Origin of the sequence: Pseudonocardia sp. ICBG1142 (genome assembly GCF_020496255.1) — a bacterium.
Classification (GTDB): domain Bacteria; phylum Actinomycetota; class Actinomycetes; order Mycobacteriales; family Pseudonocardiaceae; genus Pseudonocardia.
Genome location: NZ_JAHLJC010000030.1, coordinates 1,554,914 through 1,577,085, shown reverse-complemented (window position 1 = coordinate 1,577,085; position 22,172 = coordinate 1,554,914). Strand labels below are relative to the sequence as shown.

21 protein-coding genes and 1 pseudogene are annotated in these 22,172 nt (G+C 72.2%); 4 read left to right on the top strand and 18 right to left on the bottom strand.

Translation table 11 applies throughout. The features are described from left to right. Positions 1–4 precede the first annotated feature (4 nt). The 11 genes and pseudogenes from KPL59_RS21785 to KPL59_RS21735 all read right to left on the bottom strand — a co-directional run bounded on the left by KPL59_RS21785 (position 5) and on the right by KPL59_RS21735 (position 12,098). A complete protein-coding gene (locus KPL59_RS21785; protein ID WP_226361832.1) occupies positions 5–640 on the bottom strand; it encodes a hypothetical protein in 636 nt (211 codons plus the stop codon). A 190-nt stretch (positions 641–830) separates the two neighbouring features. Beyond that, the gene (locus KPL59_RS21780) at positions 831–2,126 is read right to left on the bottom strand and encodes an MCE family protein (RefSeq protein ID WP_226361831.1); all 1,296 of its coding nucleotides are present in this window, start codon (positions 2,124–2,126) and stop codon (positions 831–833) included. Further along, entirely contained in the window at positions 2,123–3,436 is a 1,314-nt protein-coding gene (locus KPL59_RS21775) for an MCE family protein (RefSeq protein WP_226361830.1), read from the bottom strand. The genes KPL59_RS21780 and KPL59_RS21775 overlap by 4 nt, the downstream gene beginning before the upstream one ends. Then, positions 3,433–4,827: an MCE family protein gene (locus KPL59_RS21770; protein WP_020622225.1), complete on the bottom strand. Its 1,395-nt coding sequence runs from the start codon at positions 4,825–4,827 to the stop codon at positions 3,433–3,435. The genes KPL59_RS21775 and KPL59_RS21770 overlap by 4 nt, the downstream gene beginning before the upstream one ends. Then, positions 4,827–5,792: an MCE family protein gene (locus tag KPL59_RS21765; RefSeq protein WP_075310132.1), complete on the bottom strand. Its 966-nt coding sequence runs from the start codon at positions 5,790–5,792 to the stop codon at positions 4,827–4,829. Before KPL59_RS21765 ends, KPL59_RS21770 begins: the two co-directional genes overlap by 1 nt. Positions 5,793–6,037: 245 nt before the next feature. Beyond that, positions 6,038–7,027, bottom strand: a pseudogene (locus KPL59_RS21760) (MCE family protein); the annotation flags it as partial. Positions 7,028–7,038: 11 nt separating this feature from the next. After that, positions 7,039–8,490 carry an MCE family protein gene (locus KPL59_RS21755; protein ID WP_226361829.1) on the bottom strand — a complete coding sequence of 484 codons (1,452 nt, stop codon included), beginning with the start codon at positions 8,488–8,490 and terminating at the stop codon, positions 7,039–7,041. Further along, positions 8,487–9,329 carry an ABC transporter permease gene (locus KPL59_RS21750; protein ID WP_226361828.1) on the bottom strand — a complete coding sequence of 281 codons (843 nt, stop codon included), beginning with the start codon at positions 9,327–9,329 and terminating at the stop codon, positions 8,487–8,489. The genes KPL59_RS21755 and KPL59_RS21750 overlap by 4 nt, the downstream gene beginning before the upstream one ends. Then, a complete protein-coding gene (locus tag KPL59_RS21745) occupies positions 9,329–10,102 on the bottom strand; it encodes an ABC transporter permease (RefSeq protein ID WP_020622220.1) in 774 nt (257 codons plus the stop codon). Before KPL59_RS21745 ends, KPL59_RS21750 begins: the two co-directional genes overlap by 1 nt. Further along, complete coding sequence (locus tag KPL59_RS21740; RefSeq protein WP_226361827.1) at positions 10,099–11,211, bottom strand: ABC transporter ATP-binding protein; 1,113 nt, start codon at positions 11,209–11,211, stop codon at positions 10,099–10,101. Before KPL59_RS21740 ends, KPL59_RS21745 begins: the two co-directional genes overlap by 4 nt. Before the next feature lie 308 nt (positions 11,212–11,519). Next, the gene (locus KPL59_RS21735) at positions 11,520–12,098 is read right to left on the bottom strand and encodes a TetR/AcrR family transcriptional regulator (protein WP_020625179.1); all 579 of its coding nucleotides are present in this window, start codon (positions 12,096–12,098) and stop codon (positions 11,520–11,522) included. 404 nt (positions 12,099–12,502) lie between these two features. Here KPL59_RS21735 and KPL59_RS21730 point away from each other — a divergent pair, with 404 nt between their 5' ends. Genes KPL59_RS21730 through KPL59_RS21715 form a run of 4 tightly spaced genes read left to right on the top strand, consistent with a single transcriptional unit; the run spans position 12,503 to position 16,020 of the window. Then, entirely contained in the window at positions 12,503–12,919 is a 417-nt protein-coding gene (locus KPL59_RS21730) for an SCP2 sterol-binding domain-containing protein (protein WP_226361826.1), read from the top strand. Next, the gene (locus KPL59_RS21725) at positions 12,916–13,695 is read left to right on the top strand and encodes a coniferyl-alcohol dehydrogenase (RefSeq protein WP_226361825.1); all 780 of its coding nucleotides are present in this window, start codon (positions 12,916–12,918) and stop codon (positions 13,693–13,695) included. The genes KPL59_RS21730 and KPL59_RS21725 overlap by 4 nt, the downstream gene beginning before the upstream one ends. A 37-nt stretch (positions 13,696–13,732) precedes the next feature. After that, entirely contained in the window at positions 13,733–15,007 is a 1,275-nt protein-coding gene (locus KPL59_RS37085) for a cytochrome P450 (protein WP_226361824.1), read from the top strand. Next, a complete protein-coding gene (locus KPL59_RS21715; protein WP_226361823.1) occupies positions 15,004–16,020 on the top strand; it encodes an LLM class F420-dependent oxidoreductase in 1,017 nt (338 codons plus the stop codon). The genes KPL59_RS37085 and KPL59_RS21715 overlap by 4 nt, the downstream gene beginning before the upstream one ends. Before the next feature lie 48 nt (positions 16,021–16,068). Here the strand turns inward: KPL59_RS21715 and KPL59_RS21710 are convergent, their stop codons facing one another. From KPL59_RS21710 to KPL59_RS21680, 7 genes are all read right to left on the bottom strand, one after another. After that, entirely contained in the window at positions 16,069–16,446 is a 378-nt protein-coding gene (locus KPL59_RS21710; protein WP_226361822.1) for a hypothetical protein, read from the bottom strand. Further along, positions 16,440–16,844 carry an AtzH-like domain-containing protein gene (locus KPL59_RS21705; RefSeq protein ID WP_226359275.1) on the bottom strand — a complete coding sequence of 135 codons (405 nt, stop codon included), beginning with the start codon at positions 16,842–16,844 and terminating at the stop codon, positions 16,440–16,442. Before KPL59_RS21705 ends, KPL59_RS21710 begins: the two co-directional genes overlap by 7 nt. Then, entirely contained in the window at positions 16,841–18,508 is a 1,668-nt protein-coding gene (locus KPL59_RS21700) for a regulator (RefSeq protein WP_226359276.1), read from the bottom strand. The genes KPL59_RS21705 and KPL59_RS21700 overlap by 4 nt, the downstream gene beginning before the upstream one ends. After that, the gene (locus KPL59_RS21695) at positions 18,505–19,182 is read right to left on the bottom strand and encodes a cysteine hydrolase family protein (RefSeq protein ID WP_226359277.1); all 678 of its coding nucleotides are present in this window, start codon (positions 19,180–19,182) and stop codon (positions 18,505–18,507) included. Before KPL59_RS21695 ends, KPL59_RS21700 begins: the two co-directional genes overlap by 4 nt. Next, entirely contained in the window at positions 19,179–19,934 is a 756-nt protein-coding gene (locus KPL59_RS21690) for a cysteine hydrolase family protein (RefSeq protein ID WP_226359278.1), read from the bottom strand. Before KPL59_RS21690 ends, KPL59_RS21695 begins: the two co-directional genes overlap by 4 nt. 59 nt (positions 19,935–19,993) lie before the next feature. Then, entirely contained in the window at positions 19,994–21,352 is a 1,359-nt protein-coding gene (locus KPL59_RS21685; RefSeq protein ID WP_226361821.1) for an allophanate hydrolase, read from the bottom strand. Between the two features lie 65 nt (positions 21,353–21,417). Continuing rightward, on the bottom strand, positions 21,418–22,101 hold the full coding sequence (locus KPL59_RS21680) for a GntR family transcriptional regulator (protein WP_226359280.1): 684 nt from the start codon (positions 22,099–22,101) through the stop codon (positions 21,418–21,420). Between the last annotated feature and the right edge of the window lie 71 nt (positions 22,102–22,172).

The following is a 22,172-nucleotide window of genomic DNA, read 5'->3' as shown; positions in this document are numbered from 1 at the left end:
AGGGTCAGCCCGTGCCCGGGGTGACAAGCGGCTCCAGGGCGTCGACCTTCCAGCCGTCGTCGGTACGGACCATGCCGAGCTCGATGCGCTGGCGGGTCACGGTGGGCTGACCGCCCTCTGGCGTGACGTTCACGTCGACGCCGGCGAGCACCCGGGCGGTCCCGGCGCGCGGGTCGACCTCGGTCACCGCGGCGTCGGTGACGGTCGCGGTGGTGGTGCGCTTCTGGTCGGTGACCAGCTTGGCGTAGGCGTCGCGGTTGGACACGAACTCGTCGCGGACCGACCCGGCCGAGGACTGGATCCACAGGTCCAGTCCCTTCTGGGCGTCCTTGTGGTCCAGGGTGTTCAGGTTGATCACCGCCTGGCGGGCGTCACGGAGTGCCGCGTCGCGGGCCTGCGCGACCTGGGTGGCGTCGCTGTTCAGCGCGAACAGCCACAGGCAGCCCAGCACGACCGCGAGCACCGCCGCGACGACGGCGGCCACGGGCAGCGCCCTGGCGAGCGGCCCGGGCGGGGTCTGGCCGCCGTCCCGGCCGGTGGCAGGCTCCACGGGCGCGGAACCGTCGGGGGTGTCCGCCGTCGTGTCGGCCTTCGGGTCGGCCTTCGTGTCGGCGTCGGAGCCGGCAACGTCGGTGTTCATCGGGGAGCGTTCCTCCTCCCGGCTGCGGGGGCACAGCCGCTCGGCGACCGCACCGGGCGGCCGTGGGCCGGCCGTGGGGGTCCGCGTCGTCCGGCGGACGGCGGTCCCCCGCGGTCGTCGTGCCGGCCGGGCCCGGGTGTGGCCCGGCCGTCGTGCCGGTCGCGCCCCGGACGGGGCACGACCGTCGTGCTCAACCGCCCAGGATCTGGGCGAAGCTCGTCACCAGGCCCGGCGTCGCGACCCGCTCGGCACGGTCGTCGCCGAGCGACCCGGCATTCGGCCGCGGGGCCGGCCCGTCGGCGGGGTCGCCGCCGCCGTGCTGACCGTCACCGTGGCCGCCGAACCCCGAGTTGCCGGAGTAGTCCGGCACCTCGAGCGGCTGGGGCCTGGGCACATTCTGCATTCCGCGCACGTTGGTGGGGCTGCCGGGGGGCTCGGCGCAGCGGGCGTCCTCGTTCACCGGTCGCTCGGAGACGTCGAGGCCACCGCGGTTGGGCGTGCCCTCGTAGCCCCGGGTGCAGACCGGCGGGTCGGCGATGTTGACGACCAGGCCGAGGTGCGCGGTCCCGTCGCCGGGCACGACCTTCGGCGCGACCGACACCAGGCCGGGGTAGGTGACGAGCAGCTGACGCAGGCCCGCCTGACGCGGGGCCAGCAGCTCGGTCACCGTCCGCAGGTTCGCGATCGACTCGCCGAGCCCGGGGCCGCTCTCCCGGAGGAGGCCGCTGACCTGGTCGCCGAGGCGCGGGCCGTCGTCGATGATCCGACGCAGGTCCGGGTCGGACTGCTTGAGCTGCTCGGTGACCTCGCGCAGGCCCCGGCTGAACTCCTGGAACTGCGGCGCCACCTCGTTCTGCGTGGTGAGCACCGGGCGGGAGTCGCGGATCAGCGCGGTCGTCTGCGGCAGCGCGTCCGTGGCGGCCCTGGTGAACTCCCCGGTGGTGTCGAGCAGCTGCTGCAGCGGCTGCGCGGTGCCCTCGAAGCCCTGGCCGAGCTCGCGGACGACGGTCTGCAACGAGTCCTTCGGCACCGTCGAGACGAGCTGGTCCAGCTCGGTCAGAAAGGTGTTGATCTGGATCGGGGTCCGGGTGCGGTCCTGCGGGATCACCGAGCCGGCGGCGAGCGCCTCACCGCCGTCGGCGACCGGCTGGAGGTCGACGTACTGCTCACCGATCGGCGAGAGGTTCCCGACGACGGCCCGGGCGTCGGCCGGGATGGACGGCGCGGAGTTGTCGATGTCCAGCTGGACGTCGACGCCGCGGGCGGTCAGCGACAGCTGACCGACCCGGCCGACGCTCACGCCGCGGTAGGTGACGTCGGCACCGGTGAAGATCCCGCCGGAGTCGGCGAGCTGCACCGTCACCGGGTAGGTCGTCGCACCGAAGATGCGGTCGAGACCCGCGCAGCGGAAGCCCGCGTAGCCGACCGCCACGACGGTGACGAGCACCAGCGCGATCAGCTGCCAGCGGACGGTCTTGGTGATCACGATCCGCCTCCGAAGAGTCCGCCGAGCAGGCCGCCGCCGCCGGAGCCCCGCTCCGGCGTCGGGCTCGGTGTCGGGGTCGCCGAGGGCGCCGGGGTGGCCGGCGCGGTACCCGATGCGGGCGGCGCCGGCTCGGTGGTGGGCTGCTCGGGCCCCAGCAGCGGCAGCGCGGGCGCACCCGGGACCGCCGGGTCCGGCTGCCGCGGCGTCGCCCCGAGCAGCGGTGTCAGCAGCTGCGCGGTGGGCGGCAGCTGGGCCAGCTGCGTCGGGTCGAGTGGGAGCCCGAGCTGGTTGGAGTTGAGGATGTTGCGCAGGATCGACCCGAGGTCCAGGTCGAGCTTGGCGTACAGGTTGGCGTAGTCGCCGGCGACGGCGTCGGTGGCCGCGTCGGTGAACGGGACCGTCAACAGCAGCTGCAGAGAGTCCGGCAGGTTCTGGCCGGAGTCGGCCAGGTTCCGCAGCACCGGGCGCAGCGCCTCCAGGTCGGCGAGCAGGTCGTCGCGGGACCGGTTGACCACGTTCGTCGCGACACCAGACAGCCGGTCGAGCGCCTGCAGCATGCCGACCAGCTGGGTGCGCTGGGCCTCGAGCTCGCGCAGGCCGGGGCTGATGTTCTGCAGGGCGTTCTCGATCTGCGGGCGACGCTCGGCGAGCGTGGCGGACAGGCGGTTGAGCCCGTCGAGCGCCCGGTTGATGTCGTCCTTGGAGCTGTCGAGCGAGCCGACGAGCCGGTTCAGGTTGTCCAGCAGACCGCGGATCTGCGGCTCGCGCCCGGACAGCGCGTTGTTGAGCTCGGTGGAGATGGTCCGGATCTGGGCCACGCCGCCACCGTTGAGCAGCAGCGACAGCGCCCCGAGGACCTCCTCCACCTCGGCCGCGCGCCCGCTGGCCTGCAGCCCGATCTTCCCGCTCTGGGCGAGGTCGCCCTCGGCGGGGACGGTCGGCGGGGACAGCTCGACGAACTTCTCGCCGAGCAGCGAGGTCGTGCGGACCCGCGCGGTCGCGTTGGCCGGGAGCTTGACGTCGCGGTTCACCGACACGGTGACCAGCGCGTTCCACGACCCCGGCTCGACGGCGACCTTCTCGACCGCCCCGACCGGCACGTCACCGACGCGCACGATCGACTGCGGGACGAGGTCGACGACGTCGGCGAACTCGATCTGCACCGAGTACGGGTCGTCGCCCAGGTTCGCGCCACCGGGCAGCGGGATGCCCCGGAGACCGCCGTCCACCGCGCCGCAGCCGCCCGCGAACAGCGCCACCGCCGTCAGCAGCGCCGACACCCGGCCGACGCGGCCGCTGGAGCCGATCACGATCCACCTCCGAACAGGCCGAACAGTCCGCCGCCCCCGCGCTCCTCGGTCTCGGGGACCGGGGTGGGAGTGGCCTGCGGGGCCGTCGTGGTCGACGGCGCCGGGGTGGCCGGGGTGCTGGTGGCACCCGGTGCGGGCTGCCCGGCGGGGGCGGGAGCCTGCGGGTCGGCCGGGGCGCGCAGCTGGGAGCCCGGGTCGGTCAACGACAGCGGCGAGCCCCGCATCAGCTGCGGCACGGCCGGGTTGACCCCGGAGCCGCCGGCCTGCAGCTGCTCGAGCACCTGCTGCGGGGTCGGCAGCGGCACGGCGCCGTCGAGGATCGGCGCGAGGCCGTCGCACAGGGCGGCCGTGGGCTGGTCGAGGCCACCCGGGAGCTGGCCAGCGCCGCGGCGGAGGATCTCGCAGATCGCGACCGGCAGCGGGTAGGCCAGCTCGTTGATGTTGGCCCGGGTGTCCAGGGTCTCCGAGGCACCGTTGTAGATGTTGGTGAGGTTGCTCAGTGCAGCCGGGGCGACGTCGGCGATCTCGGACAGCGCCCGCTGGTGGTCGACGACCTCCTGCGACACGCTCGCGAGCTTGTCGACGTTCGACCGCAGGGTCGCCCGGTTGTCCTGCACGAAGTGCGCGACCTCGCCGAGCGCGTAGGACAGCTGGTTCAGCGCGCCGCCGAGCTCGCCGCGCTGGCTCGCGAGGAAGCCGGTCACGTCGGCCAGCTTCCCGTTGAGCTCGCGGATTCCGGGGTCGTTCTCCCGCAGCGTCCCGACGAACTTCTGCAGCTCGGTGACGGTGCCGAACAGGTCACCGCTGGAGCCGTTCAGGGTCGCCGAGAGTCCGCCGAGGTTGCGGATGGTGTCGTTGAGCGCCCGGCCGTTGCCGTCGAGGTTCTTCGCGGTGACGTCCAGGACGTCGTTGAGCGCACCGGTCTTGTTCGCCCCCTGCGGACCGAGGGCCCGGGAGAGCTCGGTGGCGGTCCGGGTGAGGTCGTCGACGCCGAGCGGGAACGCGGTGCGCTCCAGCGGGATCGGCTCGCCGTTCCACTCGGGGCCGCCGGTCCACACCGGGGTCAGCTGCACGTAGCGGCCGGTGACCAGGCTCGGCGAGACGACGGCGGCCTTGACGTCGGCGGGCAGGCGCACCTCGTCGTCGGTGATGGTCATGTCGACCCGCACCCGGTCGCCCTCCGGCGTGATCCGGTCGACCTTGCCGACCGGGACGCCGAGCACGCGCACGTCGTTGTCCTCGAACAGTGCGGCGGAACTGGTGAAGTAGGCGGTGATCTGGCGGCCCCCGCCGGAGGTGATCAGCCAGATCGCGCTCGCCACCAGGACGGCGACGACGGCGATCAGGGCACCGAGCTGGATCTGGCGCCGGTCGTTGGCCCAGGACCCCATCAGCAGTCACCCCCGAGCGGCACGACCGGCGGCAGCAGGCCGCACAGGTAGTTGTCGAACCAACGGCCGTTGCCGAGGGCGTTGCCGAACACGCGGATGAACACCGCTTCCTTGTCGAGGATCTCGCCGAGGTTGTCGCGGTTCTCCTCGAGCACCGCCTGCACGCGGTCGAGGGTCTCCAGCGCCGGACGCAGCTGCGCCTGGTTGTCGGCGACGAGACCGCGCAGCTGGATCGACAGGCGCTGCACGCCGTCGAGCAGGTTCGCGATCGCGTCCTTGCGGCGCTGCAGCTCACCGAGCAGCAGGTTGCCGTCGTTGACCAGCTTCACGACGTCGCCGCGGCGGTCGGCCAGCGTGGTCGACAGCTGCCGGGTGTTGGCGAGCAGCTTCTTCAGCTCGCCGTCGCGGCTGGAGATGGTGTTCGACAGCCGGGACAGCCCGTCCAGGGCCCCGCGGATCTCCGGCGGGGTGTCGCGGAAGGTGTCCGAGAGCGTGGTCAGGCTCGACGCGAGCTGCGTGGTGTCGAGCTGGTCGATCGTGCCGGAGAGGCCGTTGAAGGCGTCCACGACGTCGAACGGGGACTTCGTCCGGTCCCGGCCGATCGGCTCGTCGGGGTTCTGCTCGCCGTCGCCGCGCGGGTCGAGGGCGAGGAACTTGGAGCCGAGCAGCGTCGCGATCTCGATCGACGCCGTGGTCCGGTTGCCGACCCAGGCGTCGTCGACGGTGAACTCGACGTTCACGTGGTCGCCGTCGAGGGAGACCTTCTGCACCCGGCCCGCCTCGACGCCGGCCACGGTGACACGGTCGTTGGCCTGCAGACCCGCCGCCTCGGGGAACTCCGCGGTGTAGCGGGTGGCCCCGGAGAAGATCGCCTCGTAGTTGAACGCGGCCAGTGTCAGCGCCGCGATCAGCACGATTCCGATCACCGCCGTCAGGACGGGGCGCTTCTGCCCTGCCTGTGCCATCAGTTGCCTCCCGGCTGCAGCGCTGCTGTCGGGTCGCTGCTGGAGTCGACCGGGCCGCGGCCTGCCGCCTGGCCCAGCAGGCCGCCGACCGACTCGGTGGTCGGCTCACGCATCAACGGGTTGTTCTGGGCCCGGTTGTCCGGCTGGTCGCCGGGCTGCGAGCCGTCGGTCGGGGCGGTGTTGCCCGCCCCGATCCCGGACGGGTCCGGGCCACAGCGCCGCTCGGGGTTGCGGATCGGGCCGATGCCCAGGTCCTCCAGTGAGGTCGGCGGCAGGATCGGCGAGATGCCGATCTGGCCGTCGAGGCCGCAGAGGTAGAAGTTGAACCAGCTGCCGTAGGAGCCGACGCGGGCGATCCGGTTCAGCTTGAACGGCGTGTACTGCAGGAACCGCTCGATCGTGGGGCGTCCCTGGTCGAGCTGGGTCGCCAGATCGCCGAGGTTGCGGATGTCGTCGCGCAGCGGCGGGCGGGCGTCCTCCAGGAACGACCCGGTGACCTGGGTCAGCTCGCCGATGGACTGGATCGCATTGCCGATGGGCTCGCGGTCCTGGGCGAGTCCGGACACCAGCGCCTGCAGCGAGCTGATCAGCTCGTTGAGGCCCTCGTCGTTGCGGTTGACGGTGTCGAGGGTCAGGTTCAGGTTGTCGATGACCTGACCGATGACCTGGTCGCGGTCGGCGATCGAGTTGGTCAGCGACGACGTCGAGGCGAGCAGGCTCTGCACCGTGCCGCCCTCGCCCTGCAGGACCTGGACGATCTCCATCGACAGCTTGTTGATCTGATCCGGGTCGAGGCCCTGGAACAGCGGCTGGAAGCCGTTGAACAGCACGGTCAGGTTGACCGCGGGCCGGGTCCGCTCGATCGGGATCTGACCACCCGGGGGGAGGTCCTCCCCGGTCGGGCCCGCGCCCTGGTCCAGCGCCATGTACCGCTGGCCGATGAGGTTCTTGTACTTCAGGGTCGCGCTGACCGTCGCCGGCAGCGGGGTGGACGAGTCGACGTCGAACGCCACCTCGGCGACCCGCTGGTCGACGATGCGGACGTCCTTGATCGACCCGACGACGACGCCGGCGATGCGGACATCGTCGCCGGCCAGCAGGCCGGTCGCGTCGGTGAACCGGGCGGTGTACTCGGTGACCTGGCCACCGCGGGCGTTCGCGATGGTCAGGCCGAGCATCGTGGTGCCCAGCGCCGTGATCAGCGCGAAGACCAGGAACTTGACCAGCGCCGAGATCGGGAGCCTGCTCACGTCAGCGTCACCTCCGTGCCGCGCAGGAGCGGGCCGACCAGGGTCGCGCTCCAGGCCGGGACGGCCTGCGGGGAACCGCCCTGGTGGGCGGCCAGCAGCTGGGCGACGACCTGCTGCTCACCGGTGGAGTTCGCGACGCCCATGTCGACCGAGCCGCTCTGGTGCGCCCCGTCGTAGGACGACGGCTGGATGCCGGCCTGGCCGAGCGCGCTGGTCAGCGGGGGCAGCACGCCCGCACCGTTCTGCGCGCTCTGGTCCTGGATCAGACCGAAGCTGTTCGTGCCGTCGTAGGTGCCGAAGGTGTCGGTCCCGAAGTCCTCGGGGTTGCCCATCGGCTGCCCGGCCGGGGCCGGGCCGGGGACGGAGCCGTCGCGGAACGGGCCGTCCGGCGGGTACTGGGTGCCGGCCGGCGACGGGATCGGGTAGCAGCGCGGCCCGCGGTCGTCGCCGTAGCGGGGCTCGTCCTGGTTGGGCAGGTACTTGCCCTTGCTCGAGACGATCTCGAGGGTGATGTTGATGCCCACCCGGTCGGTGCCCGGCCGGATCGCGTCGTTGATCTTCGGGATCAGCTCGACGAGCTGGCGGGTCAGGCAGGGGAACTCGGGCGAGTAGCGCTCGAGCGTCTCCAGCGTCGGCCGGCTGGCCGCCGACAGCCCGATGATGTTCTCGCCGTTCGCGTCGAGGAAGGCCCGCAGGTCGTCCGACGCGCCGGTGATGGAGCGGTAGAGGTTCCGCAGCCCCTCGCGCTTCTCGACGATCGTGCGGCTGGTGACCGTCAGGTTGTCGAGCGCGTCGAGCAGGTCCGGCGCCGCCTGGTTCAGGTTGTCGGAGAACGTCGCCAGCTGGCGGATGTCCTCCTGCAGGTCGGGCACGGCCGGGTTGAGGCCCTCGACCAGCGTGTTGAGCTGGGTGAGGGTCTCGCCGAGCTGGTTGCCGCGGCCCTGCAGCGCCTGGGACAGCGCGCCGAGGGTGGTCGCGAGGTCCTGCGGGCGGACGGTCTGGAGCAGCGGCAGGAGATCGTCGAGCACCCGCTCGACCTCCAGAGCGGCCTGGCTGCGGTCCTCGGGGATGACGTCACCCGCGGCGAGGCGGGTGGTCGAGGGCGCGGCCGGCGGGACGAGCGAGACGAACTTCTCGCCGAACAGCGTCTTCGGCAGCAGCTGCGCGGTGACGTTCTCCGGGATCTCGTCGAGGTACTGCGGGTCCATCGACATGTCGATGCTGGTGGTCGTGCCGTCCGAGACGACCTTGTCGACCTGCCCCACGATCAGACCGTTGATCTTGACGTCGGAGCGCTCCTGCATCTGGGTGCCGACCCGCGCGACGTTGAGCGTGACCGGGACGCCGGAGGAGAACACCCCGGCGTACTGGGCGACGGCGAGGCCGAGCAGGACGACGATGACCGTGACGAAGGCCAGGCCCTGCAGCACGCGCTTGGTGGACCTCATCCGGCCACCCGCACCGAGGTGGAGGTGCCGAACATGACCAGGGTGAGGAAGAAGTCGAGCACCGCGGTGCTGACGATCGACAGCCGCACCGCCCGGCCCACCGCGACGCCGACGCCGGCCGGGCCGCCCTTGGCGGAGTAGCCGTAGTGGCAGTGGATCAGGATGATCACCGTCGCCAACACGATCACTTTGAGATACGACAGCAGTACGTCACTGACCGGCAGGAACAGGTCGAAGTAGTGGTCGTACGTGCCACCCGGCAGACCGTTGAGCAGCGTCACGTTGATCCGCGACGCGGCGTAGCTGGCGAGCAGGCCGAGCGTGTAGATCGGGATGATCGCGACGATGCCGGCGACCACCCGGGTGGTGACCAGGTAGGGCACCGAGGGCACGGCCATGACCTCGAGGGCGTCGATCTCCTCGGAGATCCGCATCGCGCCGAGCTGGGCGGTGAACCCCGCGCCGAGGGTCGCGGTCAGCGCCGAGGCGGCGACCAGCGGGGCGATCGAGCGGGTGTTGAAGTAGGCGGTGATGAAGCCGGTCAGCGCCTCGACGCCGAGGGCGTCCAGGGCCCGGAAGCCCTGCAGGCCGACCAGCGAGCCGACGAACAGCGACAGCGACGCCATGACACCGACGGTGCCGAGGATGACGATCAGCGCGCCGGACCCGAAGGAGACCTCGGCGAGCAGCCGGGCGACCTCCTTCTTGTAGCGGGTCAGCGCCTTCGGGATCCAGAGGATGGACCGGATGTAGAGCGAGAGCTGGTCGCCCAGCTCCTCCAGCTGGTTGAGCGGCGCCTGGGCGGCCCGGCGGGTCCGCGCTCCGAGTCGGGTAACCATCAGAAGCCCTTCGGCGGGACGAGCTCGAGGTACAGGGCGGTGAGCACGAGGTTGATGAGGAAGACGAGGACGAAGGAGATGACGACGGCCTGGTTCACCGCGTCACCGACCCCCTTCGCACCGGGCGGCGGGTTCAGCCCGCGGAACGCGGCGACGACGCCGGCGACGATGCCGAACAGGAACGCCTTCAGCTCGGACACGACGATGTCGCTGACCTGCGCGATCGCCGAGAAGCTGGAGATGTAGGCGCCGGGCGAGCCGCCCTGGATGATGACGTTGAAGAAGTACCCGCCCGCGACGCCGACGCAGGTCGCGAGGCCGTTCAGGACGACCGCGGTGATGCCCATGGCGAGCACCCGCGGGACGACGAGGCGCTGGATCGGCGAGATGCCGAGCACCTCCATCGCCGCGATCTCCTCGCGGATGGTCCGCGCACCGAGGTCGGCGCATACGGCGGAGCCGCCGGCGCCGGAGATCAGCAGCGCGGTGACGATCGGTGCGGCCTGCTGGACGATCGCGAGGACCGCGCCGGCGCCGGTCTGGGACTGGGCGCCGAACTGGCGGGTCAGCTCACCGAGCAGCAGCGCGATCGTCGCGCCGAAGGGGATGGTGAACAGCGCGGTCGGCAGCGCGGAGACCTTGGTGACGAACCAGGTCTGCTCGACGAGCTCGCGCCACTGGAACGGCCGGCGCAGTCCCTGGCGGCCGATCTCGGCGAACAGTCCGAAGAACTTGCCGACCGGGGTGAGCGCCCGGGTGACGGGACTGGTCATCGGTCACCGCCGGAGAGCTGGTGCCGGCCACGGGGGTCGGGGGTGTCGTCGGTGATCCGCGGGTGGATGTCGGTCGGGTGCTCGTCGCGGGCCTCGGAGATCGTGCTCCCGTCCTGAGCGGGGCGGGCGAACCGGGAGGTCGCGTCGGTCTCGGCGTGCTGCTCGCGGATCGCGTCCTGCGCCGACTGCGGCAGCTCGTGCAGCATCGCCTCGACGCGCTCCCGGCGACGGTGCACCGCCTTCCGGTCCGACATCCCCGTCGAGGCCACCAGCTGCGGCTTCATCGGCGGACGACCCTCCAGCTCACCCGCCTCCTCCATCTCCCGGGCAGCCTGCGCAGCGTCCTTCTCCTCCGACATCCCGATCGGACCCTCACGACGCCCGTTCAGGAACTGCGCCACCACCGGCTCGTCCGAGGTCAACAACACCTCCCGCGGACCGAACATCGCCAGATGCTTGCGATACAGCAGACCGATGTTGTCCGGCACCGTCTGCGCCGAGTTGATGTCATGGGTCACGATCAGGAACGTCGAATCCGTCATCGCGTTCAAATCGATGATCAACTGGTTCAGGTACGCCGTCCGCACCGGATCCAGACCCGAGTCCGGCTCATCGAACAAAATGATCTTCGGATCCAGCACCAACGCCCGCGCCAACCCCGCACGCTTGCGCATACCACCCGAGATCTCCCCCGGCAGCTTCCCCTCCGCACCCACCAGACCGACCATGTCGATCTTCTCCATGACGATGTCCCGGATCGCCGACTCCGACTTGCGCGTGTGCTCCCGCAACGGGAACGCGATGTTGTCGAACAAGTTCATCGACCCGAACAACGCACCGTCCTGGAACAGCACCCCGAACAGCTTCCGGATCTCGTACAGCTCGGACTCCGAGCACTTGCACAGATCCACACCCTCGATGACGATCGATCCCCGCTCGGGCTTCAGCAGCCCGATCAGCGACTTCAGGAACACCGACTTGCCGGTACCCGACGGCCCGAGCAACACCGACACCTCGCCCGCGGGCAGGGTCAGGCTCACGTCCGACCAGATGTTGGCCCGACCGAAGGACTTCGTCAGTCCCTCGACCTTCACCTCGACACCGGTCACGTGTCGCCTCCTCGCGCAATAGACCGACGAACCGCACCGGGGCCCGGGAACGCTGGGGAGCGGGGGCCAGTCGTCGGTGCTGAACGGCACAACGAGTCTGCGCGTCAGGGGTTACTTGCGGGTCGGCGGGGTCGCCGATCAGTGACCGTACCGTAGTCTACGTTACGGTTACCGAGGGTTACAGATCACCGCAGATTGTTGCGGACCGTGGGTAACAGTGCTCCCGGTCGGGTAGCAGGGCTGGTCCGAACGGCCTGAATGGGCGCGGTCGGCCGGTTCGGCCACCACCGCCCCACCCGCACAGAGGATCACCCGATCGGCGGCGTCACGTGCGGGGCGTACGACAGGATGAGGCGCTGGTAGTCGTCGAACAGGGCACGCAGGAGATCGCGGTCGCGGGGGTCGCAGGTCTGCTGGTACCCGGCCATCAGCGAGATGCCGAAGACGGCGAGCCTGCGGGCGTCGTCCGGGTCGGGCACCACCTCGGCCACCACCTGTTCAAGCGCGATCCTGCGCTGCACGTCCACGCGCGCCTGGGCACGACCGACCTCCGGGTCGATCTGGGCCCACGCCCGGATCGCGGCCTCGGCGTCGTGTCGCAGGGCCACCGTGAGCTGCTTGACCACGTCGATCCGCTCGACCGGGTCCGCGGTCGCCCGGGCCAGCTCGACGATCCGGTCGGTCTGCTCGGCCTCCCAGTAGCGCAGCAGCCCGCGGACGAAGCCCGCCCAGCCGCCGAAGTGGTGGTAGAACGATCCGCTGGTCACGCCGAGGGACCGGCACAGCGGGCCGATCTTCAGCCCGGCCGCGCCCTCGCGCGCGAGGATCGACATCGCGGCGTCGTAGTACTGCTCGGCAGCGATCTGCCGACCCGTCCTCCTGGCCACCCCGCCCCCTCTCCACCACCCGTGCCGGCCCACCAGGGTGCCACGCCGGACGCGCGTCCGATCAGGAGATCCTGCGCGGCGGGCGTCCGGTCCGCGCGTCACGCGTCGGGCGGACGGAACCCGGAGCAGGGCCGGACCGGCCGACCCGGCGCTGCCCGCCGGGGCCGGACGGCGTCGGTCCCGAACAACCGTGGCGGGCGGCGGAGCGGCTGCGCCCCACTCCCCCGGAAGGCCGCGGGACACCGACACGGGGACCGTCGGGGCGTCGACCACCGTCGTCGACACGTCCACGGCCACGTCCACGCCGACCTCCGCGTCCTCCGAGTCGGGGTACTTCCCCAGTAACGTAATCTACGTTACGTTCCGGTGGCAACGACGCACACTCACGACGACGTGGAGGAACCGTGCCCGGATTCACCGACGAGGACGAGCTGTACCGCTACATCGGCGGCATCTTCGAGACCGCGCTGGCGGACCCGGAGCTGTCGCCGAAGCTCCGCAGCACCGGCCTGGTCCTGCGTCAGCAGTGCACCGACCCGGACTCCGCGCTGATCATCGACCTGCCCGGGGCCAAGGTCTGGAAGGGCTCCGACGCCGGCGCCCCCGAGCCGCAGGCCACGATGACCATGTCCACCGAGACCGCGAACGCCTACTGGCACGGCACGGTCAACCTGACCTTCGCCATGGCCAAGGGCAAGGTGAAGGTCGATGGCACGGTCACCAAGCTCCTGCAGCTCGCGCCGTTGTCCAAGCGCCTGTTCCCCACCTACGTCGAACGTCTCAAGGCCGACGGCCGCGAGGACCTCCTGGTCACCAAGTGAGCCGCCGGGTACTGGTGACCGGTGCCGCGTCCGGGATCGGCGCCGAGGTCGCGCGCCGGTTCGTCGATGCCGGCGACGAGGTCGTCTCGCTGGACCTGAAGGACACCCCCGTCGACGTCGCGCGGCACGTGCACTGCGACCTGTCCGACGTCGCGTCGATCGACTCCGCCGTCGCCGCGCTCGGCGGGGAGTTCGACGCCCTGTGCAACGTGGCGGGAGTGCCCGGCACCGCGCCGGCCGAGCTCGTGCTGCGGGTGAACCTGCTCGGGCTCCGTCACCTGACCGAGTCGGTCGTCGAACGGATCCGCCCGGGTGGCGCGATCGTGAACGTCGCCTCCATCGCCGGCTACGGCTGGGCCGACCGGCTGGCGGCGCTGCGCGAGCTGCTCGCCACCGACACCGTCGACGAGGGGCTCGCCTGGTTCGCGGCGCACCCGCAGGCGGGCAACGCCTACAACTTCTCCAAGGAGGCCCTGATCGTCTACACGATGCTCATGGCCCCCGTGTTCGGCGAGAACGGGGTGCGGATGAACGCCGTCTGCCCCGGCCCGGTCGAGACCCCCATCCTCGGCGACTTCGAGGAGTCGATGGGCAAGGAGAACCTCGACGCGCTCGCCGCGTTCCTCGGCAGGCACGCCACCCCCGCCGACATCGCCGGCCCGGTCCTGTTCCTGGCCGGTCCGGAGTCCGCCTGGATCAACGGACACGCGCTCGTCGCCGACGGCGGCATCAGCGGTGCCGTGTTGACGGGCATGATCCCCCCACCCGAGATCTGATCCGGTTCCGACGACGCAACCGCGAGGAGGCAATCCCGTGACCACCACGGAGAAGCGCCCGTACGACCCGCTCGACATCTCCACCCAGGCGTTCTGGGCCCAGACCCCCGATGCCCGCGAGGAGCGGTTCGCCGAGCTGCGCCGCGAGCGCCCGCTGTCCTGGCACCCGCCGGCCGAGACCGACCTGCTGCCCGACCCCGACGCCCCCGGGTTCTGGGCACTGGTCACCCACGCCGACATCCAGGCCGTCAGCCGCGACGCCGAGACCTTCGCCTCCGGCCAGCAGTACGGCGGCGTGATGCTGGAGGACGTGCCCGAGGACATGCTGGAGGCCGCGCACTCCATCCTCGCGATGGACGCACCGCGCCACCACCGTCAGCGCAAGGTCATCAGCTCGGTGTTCACCCCGCGCCGGGTCCGTCAGATCGAGGAGCAGATCGCCGAGCAGGCCCGGCTCATCGTCGACGACCTGCTCGCCGGTGACGGCTCGGCGGACTTCGTGACCGCGGTCGCGGCGCGGCTGCCGATGTGGACGATCTCGCAGATGATCGGCATCCCGCCGGAGAGGCGGCAGGAGGTCGCCGACGCCGCCAACGCCATGGTCGGCTGGAACGACCCGGACTACATCGGCGACGGCGACCCGATGGCGGTGCTGCTCAACGGGCTGATGACGCTGCACACCGCGTCGTTCGAGCTGTCCGCGCTGCGCCGCGAGGCCCCCGCCGACGACCTGATGACCGCCCTGGTGCAGGCCGAGGTCGACGGTGACGCGCTCACCGACGAGGAGATCGCGGCGTTCTTCGTGCTGCTGTGCGTCGCGGGCAACGACACCACCCGGCAGACCTCCAGCCACGCCATCCTCGCGCTGGACCGCAACCCGGACCAGAAGCGGCTGCTGACCGAGGAGTTCGACGACCGGATCAAGCCCGCCGTCGAGGAGTTCGTCCGCTGGGCCAGCCCGGTGCTGACCTTCCGGCGCACCGCGACCCGCGACACCGAGATCCGCGGGCAGCGGATCGCCGAGGGCGAGCGGGTCGTGCTCTTCTACCACTCCGGCAACCGCGACGAGTCCGTCTTCACCGACCCGCACGTCTTCGACATCACCCGCGCCGAGAACCCGCACGTCGGCTTCGGCGGCGGCGGCCCGCACTTCTGCCTGGGCCACCACCTGGCCAAGACCCAGCTGCGCGCGCTGTTCCACCAGCTCCTCAACCGGGTCCCGGACCTGTCGGTGGGCGAGCCGGAGTTCCTGACCGGGAACTTCATCAACGGCATCAAGCGGCTACCGGTGACGTTCGGGACGGCGTCGTGAAGCTCGGCCTGGCGCTGGGCTACTGGGGCGCCGGGCCGCCGCCCCGAACGGTGGAGAAGGTCGACGCCGCCGAGGACCTCGGCTTCGACTCGATGTGGACGGCCGAGGCGTACGGCTCTGACGCGTTCACCCCGCTGTCCTGGCTCGGCTCCCGCACCACGCGGATGCGCCTGGGCACCTCGGTCGTGCAGATGTCCGCGCGCACCCCGACCGCGACGGCGATGGCCGCCATGACGCTGGACCACCTCTCCGGCGGCCGGATGGTGCTGGGCATCGGCGCGTCCGGGCCACAGGTCGTCGAGGGCTGGTACGGGCAGCCGTACCCGAAGCCGCTCGCGCGCACCCGGGAGTACGTCCGGATCCTGCGCGCCGCGATCGCGCGGGAGAAGGTGCTCTCCGACGGCCCGCACCACCCGATCCCGTACCCGGGCGGCACCGGGCTGGGCAAGCCGCTGCGCTCGACGCTGCACCCGTACCGGACCGACCTGCCGATCCTGCTCGCCGCCGAGGGCCCGAAGAACGTCGCGCTCGCCGCCGAGATCGCCGACGGCTGGCAGCCGCTGTTCTACGCACCCCGGAACGACGCGCAGTACCGCGAGTCCCTCGACGCCGGGTTCGCCGCCCGCGGCGGGCGCCCGGACGGCTTCGAGGTCGTCTGCATGGTGCAGGTCGTCGTCGACGACGACGTCGAGGCAGCCGCGGACCGGATCCGCCCGTTCCTCGCGCTCTACGTCGGCGGGATGGGCGCCAGGGGCGCGAACTTCCACTACGAGGTCTTCGCCCGCATGGGCTACGAGCAGGAGTGCGCCCGCATCCAGGAGCTCTACCTCGCCGGCGACAAGGACGCGGCCGCGAAGGCCGTCCCGACCTCGATGGTCGAGCAGGTGGCACTCATCGGTCCGACGGCGAAGATCGCCGAGGAGCTGCCGGTGTTCCGCGACTCGCTGATCACGACGATGGTCGTGGACGGTGCACCCGACCACCTGCGCACGATCCGCGACCTGGTCGGCTGAAGCCCCGGGGCCGTCCCACCCGCAGGGATGCGGTGGGACGGCCCCGGATCACCGTGCGGCGAGGTAGGCGGGCCAGCTGCCGTGTTCTGTGACGTCCCGGGCCCCGGGCGTCGCCGTCGTGCAGACGATCCCGGCGACCGGATCGCCGTCGTCGAGCAGGACCCGGCCCGGCGCGAGCGGCGCGGGCAGCACCAGGCCCGCGGCGGCCGCGGCGGGCAGGTCGAACACCTCCACCTCGATCGCCGCACCGCCCGCGCCGACCCGGAGCAGCCCGCCGCGCGGGACGTCGCCGTCGAGGGCGAGCAACCGGTACTCCGGCGCGGTCACCCGCACCGCCCGGAACCGGGCCCCGAGGGCGAGCAGCTCGTGGTGCAGCGGCTGGCCCCGCCGGTGCGCGGCGACGACCGCGAACACCCCGGTCAGCACGGCACCTCCGAGACGTGTGCTGCCACGATCCGCCAGGCGCCGCCGAGCCGCGCCCAGGTCTGGGTCTGCCGGCCCTCCCGCGCGCCGTCCGGGTAGCCGAACCGTGTGCTGACGACGGCCGCGTCGCTCCCGAGGGCGAGGACCGTCGTGCCGGACAGCATCCGCCCGGCCGGGACCCCGGGGTTCGCCCGGCGCCACGCGGCGATCTGGGCGCCGCCCTGCTGGCGGTCGGCGACGCCGTAGCGGACGCACCGGTCGTCGTCCCAGAACAGCTCGGTGAGGACGGCGACGTCGGCGTCGCGCAGCGCCCGCTCGTACCGGTCGAACGCAGCCCGCACCTGCGCGACGACGTCGGGCCGGTCCAGCTCGTCGGCCGTGGTGACCGTGCCGCGGGTCATGCCGTGGCCGGGCGGGGTCCGCCGACGGCGTCGGGGCCCTCGGTCGTGGCCGGGGCCGCGGCCGGCCGAGCCGGCTGCGGCTCCGCCGGGGCGACCGGCGCGGCGGGCTCCGGCGCGACGGCATTCCGGGCGGTGGCGCCACGTCGGGTGCCCCACCCGAACGCGGCCAGCACGATCGCCGCGAACAGGTAGCCGAGCGCGATCTGCCCGCCCACGTTCCAGCCGACGGCCTCGGCGTGCATCAGCCCGACGAACCCGAGCACCGCCCCGGCGGCGGAGTAGGCGGCCGCGGCGAAGAAGTTCTTGTCGATGACGAACGCGGTGATCGAGCCGAGCACCAGACCCGCGAGGATCGCGCCACCGCCGAGCAGCACGGTGCCGTGGTAGACCAGCCCGGCCCCGGCGAGGGCCTCCTCGCCCACCCGGGCCGCGGTCGTCCCCGCGGCCGACAACGCGTTGTTCATCAGCCCGGTGGCCCAGGCCGCGATGTTCGGGACGATCGCGATGACGACGGCGACGGCGTGGCGGCGCGGGGTCTCCTGGAACGCCTGGGCCCCGATCAGCAGGCCGATGTAGAGCAGGATCGGCACGATCGCCGGGGTCGGCAGCAGCGCTCCGAGCAGCGAGAACAGCCCGAGGAAGCACATCAGCGAGATGAACACCCCGGACGCCAGCGAGTACGTCGTCCGGCCGCCGGCTGCCTTCCAACCCGGGTGTCCGATGTAGACAGCGGGCGGGAACGGGCAGCCCATCGCGGCACCGACGACCGCGCCGGCGCCGTCCGCGGCGAGCACCGCGCGCATGTTGTACTCGTCGCCCGCGACGGCCGCGGACTCGATGTTCGTCATGCCCTCGGTGAAGTTGTAGATGCCCAGCGGGATCGCCGTGGCGAGCAGCGGGGCGACGTCGGCGAGCCCGGCACCGAGCCGGGCCAGGTCGACGGTCGGGAGGCTGATCGCGACGTCGCCGGCGGCGGAGACGACGTCGGGCACCGACATGTACCCGCCGACCCAGCCGATCGCGGTGCCGACGAGCAGCGCTGCCAGCCCCACCGGGATGTTCCCGGGCAGCTTCAGGTCGGTGAAGAACCCGATCAGGATGATCACCATGACCGGCAGCGCGATCCACAGGGCCTCGAACATCTGCGCGGCCGGTCGCATCGAGATGAACGCGATCGAGACGCCGGCGAGCGTGCCGAGCATCGCGGCCTGCGGGGTGAACCGCCGGATCCACGGCCCGACGAACGCGCCGAGCAGCACGATCAGCCCGATGATGAACGACCAGGCGAGACCGGCCGCCCAGGCGGTGAGCGGGTTCCCGGTGGCCAGCGCGATCGGCAGCATGATCACGAAGACGACGATGAACATGTGCGGCACGGACGGGCCGTAGGGCATGGCGCAGACGTCCGTGCGGCCCTCGCGGTGCGCCAGTCGGCGGGCGAGGTAGGTGTAGTAGACGTTGCCGATCAGCAGCTGGACGCCGAGCGCCGGGAGGATCACCCCGAACACCTCGGCGCCGGGGATGTTCACCACCCCGATGCACAGCCCGGTCAGGGTCAGCACGTTGACCAGCGTGTTGAACCCGAGCCCGAAGAACGCGTTGGTGTCCCCCGCGACCCACCAGGAGAGCCTCATCGGCTGGGGTGCGGTATCCGTCGTGGTCATGCCACGGCCTCCCTGGTCAGTGCGGTGAGCAGTGCGGACGAGGGCGCGACCCAGCCGAAGATGCCGCCCTGGGCGGTCACCATCTCCAGTGCGACGCGGTGGAACTCGGGGAAGTAGGAGCCGGTGCAGTCCGAGAGCACGAGGCACTCGTAGCCGCGGTCGTTGGCCTCCCGGACGGTCGTGTGCACGCAGACCTCGGTGGTCACGCCGGCCACGATCAGGCTGGTGATGCCGCGGGACCGCAGCTCGGCGCCGAAGGTGGTGCCGTGGAACGAGCCCTTGCCGGGTTTGTCGATCACGAGCTCGCCGGGCTCGGGCGTCAGCTCGTCGATGATGTCGTGGCCGTACTCGCCGCGGACCAGGATGCGGCCCTTGGGCCCCGGGTCGCCGATGCGCAGGCTCGGCTCGCCGCGGTTGAGCTTGGCGGGCGGGCAGTCGCTGAGGTCCGGGACGTGGCCCTCGCGGGTGTGGATCACGGTCATGCCCAGCGCGCGGACGGTGCGCAGTACCTCCTGCAGCGGCGGGATGACGCTGCGCAGCAACGACACGTCGTTGCCCAGGGTCTCGCCGAATCCCCCGGGCTCGCAGAAGTCCCGCTGCATGTCGATGATCAGCAGGGCGGTGGTCGCGGGGTCGGAGGTGAAGGTGCCGGGGTCGGCGTCGACCGAGATCACGAGTCACTCCAGGTGGTCGCCTCGACGACGGCGTCGGACGACCCGACGGCGCCGAACACCCCGCCCTGCATGGTCACCATGTGCAGGGCGGCGTCGTGGTTGGCGGGGTCGGTGGCGCCGGTGCAGTCGGCGAGGATCAGGCACTCGTAGCCGCGGTCGTTCGCCTCGCGCATGGTGGTGTGCACGCAGACGTCGGTGGTGATGCCGGTCAGCAGGATGTGGGTGATCCCGTTGGAGCGGAGGACCAGGTCGAGCTGCGTGGCGTAGAACGCGCCCTTGCCGGGCTTGTCGATCAGCACCTCGCCGGGCACCGGGGCGACCTCCGGCACGATCTCCCAGCCGGGTTCGCCGCGGACGAGGATCCGCCCGGCCGGTCCGGGGCTGCCGATCTCCGCCCCGATCCGCCGCGACCGCCAGCGCTTGTTCGCGGGCAGGTCGGACAGGTCCGCGGCGTGTCCCTCCCGGGTGTGGACGACGAGCATCCCGGTCTCGCGGGCGTGCGCCAGCAGCCGGGCGGTCGGGGCGAGGCCCTGTCGGGTGAGCCCGATGTCGTAGCCCATCCGGTCGACGTAGCCGCCGGGCCCACAGAAGTCGACCTGCCAGTCGATGCAGATCAGCGCGGTGCGGGCGGCGGGGACGGTGCCGTCGTAGGGCCAGGGGTAGGGACGGGCCGCGACCGGCCCGATGGCGGCGGTGCGGGTCGCGGCGTCGAGTGCGGGGTCGGGTGCGGTGTCGAGTGCGTCGGTCGTCATGGCGCCTCCGGTTCCGGTGGTCGGTGCGGGCAGAGGGGACGGGCACGGTGCGGGCGGTCTCATCGCGGCGGCCCGAGCAGCGCGGCCGCGGCGTGCAGCAGCCGGGCCTCGGAGAAGGCGGGGCCGAGCAGGGTGACCCCGAACGGCCGCCCGTCGTCGGTGGTCCCGGCGGGCACCGCGACGGCGGCGAGGTCCAGCAGGTTGGTGGCCTGGGTGTAGCGGCCCAGGACGAGGTTGCGCACGACCGGCTCGGCGGCCAGCTCCGCCCGGGTGAACGTCGTCGGCACGGTCGGGAGCAGCAGGACGTCCGCGGTCGCGAACAGCCGGGCGACCTCGGCGCGCAGCTCCTGCAGCCGGTACCGGGCGCGGAACGCCTCGACGGCGGAGAACCGGGCACCCGCCTCGATCACCGCGCGGGTCACCGGCAGCACGGCGTCGCGGTGGGTGTCGAGGACGTCGGCGAGGACGGCGAGCCGTTCGGCCACCCACGGCCCGCCGTAGAGCAGGTCCCCGGCCTCGCGCAGGGCCGCGGTGGGTGTGCCGACGGTGCCCGCGGCCCGGGCGGCGACGGTCGCCGCGACCCGGGCGAAGGCGTCGGCGATCCCGGTGTCGGCCGTCCCGTCACCGCGGTCGAGATCCAGGTCCTCCGGCAGCGCGACGACGACCGGGCCGGCGCCGGGGGCCTCCAGCGGGGCGGCCCGGGACCACGGGTCGTCCGGGTCCGGCCCGGCCAGCACCGCGAGCACCTCGGCGGCCCCGGCGAGGTCGCGGGTGAACACGCTGACGCAGTCCAGCGACCGGCAGGCGGGCAGCATCCCGGCCGTGCCCACGAGGCCGCGGGTGGGCTTGAGCCCGACGACGCCGTTCAGCGCGGCGGGCACCCGCCCGGACCCGGCGGTGTCGGTGCCCAGCGCGACCGGCACCAATCCGGCCGCGACAGCGACGGCGCTCCCCGAGCTGGACCCGCCGGAGATCAGGTCGCCGCCGAAGACGCTCTCCGGCGCCCCGTAGGGCGAGCGGCCCCCGTTCAGACCGGTGGCGAACTGGTCCAGGTTGGTCTTCCCGACGACGATCGCGCCCGCCGCGCGCAGCCGCCGGACCGCGGTGGCGTCGGCGTCGGGGGTGCGGGTGAACGCCGGGCAGGCGGCGGTGGTGGGGAGCCCGACGGCGTCGATGTTGTCCTTCACCGCCACCGGCACGCCCCACAGCGGGTGGCCGGCCGGGTCGAGTCCCTCCAGCTCACGGGCCCGCCGGTGCAGCTCGTCGACCGGGGTGCGGGAGATCCAGACGTGGTCGTCGCCGCGGGCGTCGATCCTGGCGGTCAGCTCCGCGACGACGTCCGCGGGTCGGAGGGCGCCGGAGGCGTAGCCGGCACGGAGGCCGGACACCGTCGCCGAGGGGCTGGACAGCAGCTGCATTCCGTCGATTGTCGACAGTTTTGTGTCACCTCAAGGTGTCCGAGGTAACAGCTGCGTGACGTCTGCTACTGCTCGTGCAGCTCGGGGCCGAGGTAGGCGCGGCCCCCGTGGTGGGCCAGCGCGTCGAGCACAGCCGCCCGGTCCCCGGCCACGACCGCCTCGTACAGCCGACGGTGCCGTCGCGCCCCCTCGGCCGGGGAGCGCTGCTCGGCCTCGCGACGCATGTTGGTCGCCATGTACAGCTGCAGCTGCAGGATGACCGGCTCGAAGACCCGGACGAGGTGCCGGTGCCCGGCCAGTCCGACCAGGGCCAGGTGGAACTCGCGGTGCGCCTCGGCGCGGTCGACCGCGCCGTCGTCGGCCGCGGCGCGTTCGATCCGTTCGGTGGCCCGCTGGAGGCGGGCGAGCCGGGCCGGGTCCCGGCGCCCGCTCCCGGCGAACATCTCGTCCACGGCGAACCGCTCCAGCGCGTCGCGCAGCCCGAACAGCTCGGTCATGTCCCGGGCCGAGAGTTCGCAGACCCGGACCCCGCGCCGCGGGAGGTGCTCGACGAGGCCCTGCTCGCCGAGCTGACGCAGCGCCTCGCGCACCGGCGCCCGGCTGATGCCGAACCGGCGGGTCAGCTGCTCCTCGACCAGGCGCTCCCCCGGCGCGAACACACCCCGCAGGATGTCCCGGCGGATCCGGTCGAGCGCCAGCTCCACCAGGCTCGGGGAACCGAGCTCCTCGAGCGGGGCCTCCGAGCTCACCGGGGCGACTCCTGGGACGACGGGACGGGAGGGTGACCCCACCAGCCTGTCAGATCCGGGTCGGTGCGAGT

Coding starts and splice junctions, on each gene's coding strand:
- KPL59_RS21785 (WP_226361832.1), bottom strand. CDS start 640: ATGAACACCGACGTTGCCGGCTCCGACGCCGACACGAAGGCCGACCCG.
- KPL59_RS21770 (WP_020622225.1), bottom strand. CDS start 4,827: ATGGGGTCCTGGGCCAACGACCGGCGCCAGATCCAGCTCGGTGCCCTG.
- KPL59_RS21765 (WP_075310132.1), bottom strand. CDS start 5,792: ATGGCACAGGCAGGGCAGAAGCGCCCCGTCCTGACGGCGGTGATCGGA.
- KPL59_RS21755 (WP_226361829.1), bottom strand. CDS start 8,490: ATGAGGTCCACCAAGCGCGTGCTGCAGGGCCTGGCCTTCGTCACGGTC.
- KPL59_RS21750 (WP_226361828.1), bottom strand. CDS start 9,329: ATGGTTACCCGACTCGGAGCGCGGACCCGCCGGGCCGCCCAGGCGCCG.
- KPL59_RS21745 (WP_020622220.1), bottom strand. CDS start 10,102: ATGACCAGTCCCGTCACCCGGGCGCTCACCCCGGTCGGCAAGTTCTTC.
- KPL59_RS21705 (WP_226359275.1), bottom strand. CDS start 16,844: ATGACCCGCGGCACGGTCACCACGGCCGACGAGCTGGACCGGCCCGAC.
- KPL59_RS21700 (WP_226359276.1), bottom strand. CDS start 18,508: ATGACCACGACGGATACCGCACCCCAGCCGATGAGGCTCTCCTGGTGG.
- KPL59_RS21690 (WP_226359278.1), bottom strand. CDS start 19,934: ATGACGACCGACGCACTCGACACCGCACCCGACCCCGCACTCGACGCC.
- KPL59_RS21685 (WP_226361821.1), bottom strand. CDS start 21,352: ATGCAGCTGCTGTCCAGCCCCTCGGCGACGGTGTCCGGCCTCCGTGCC.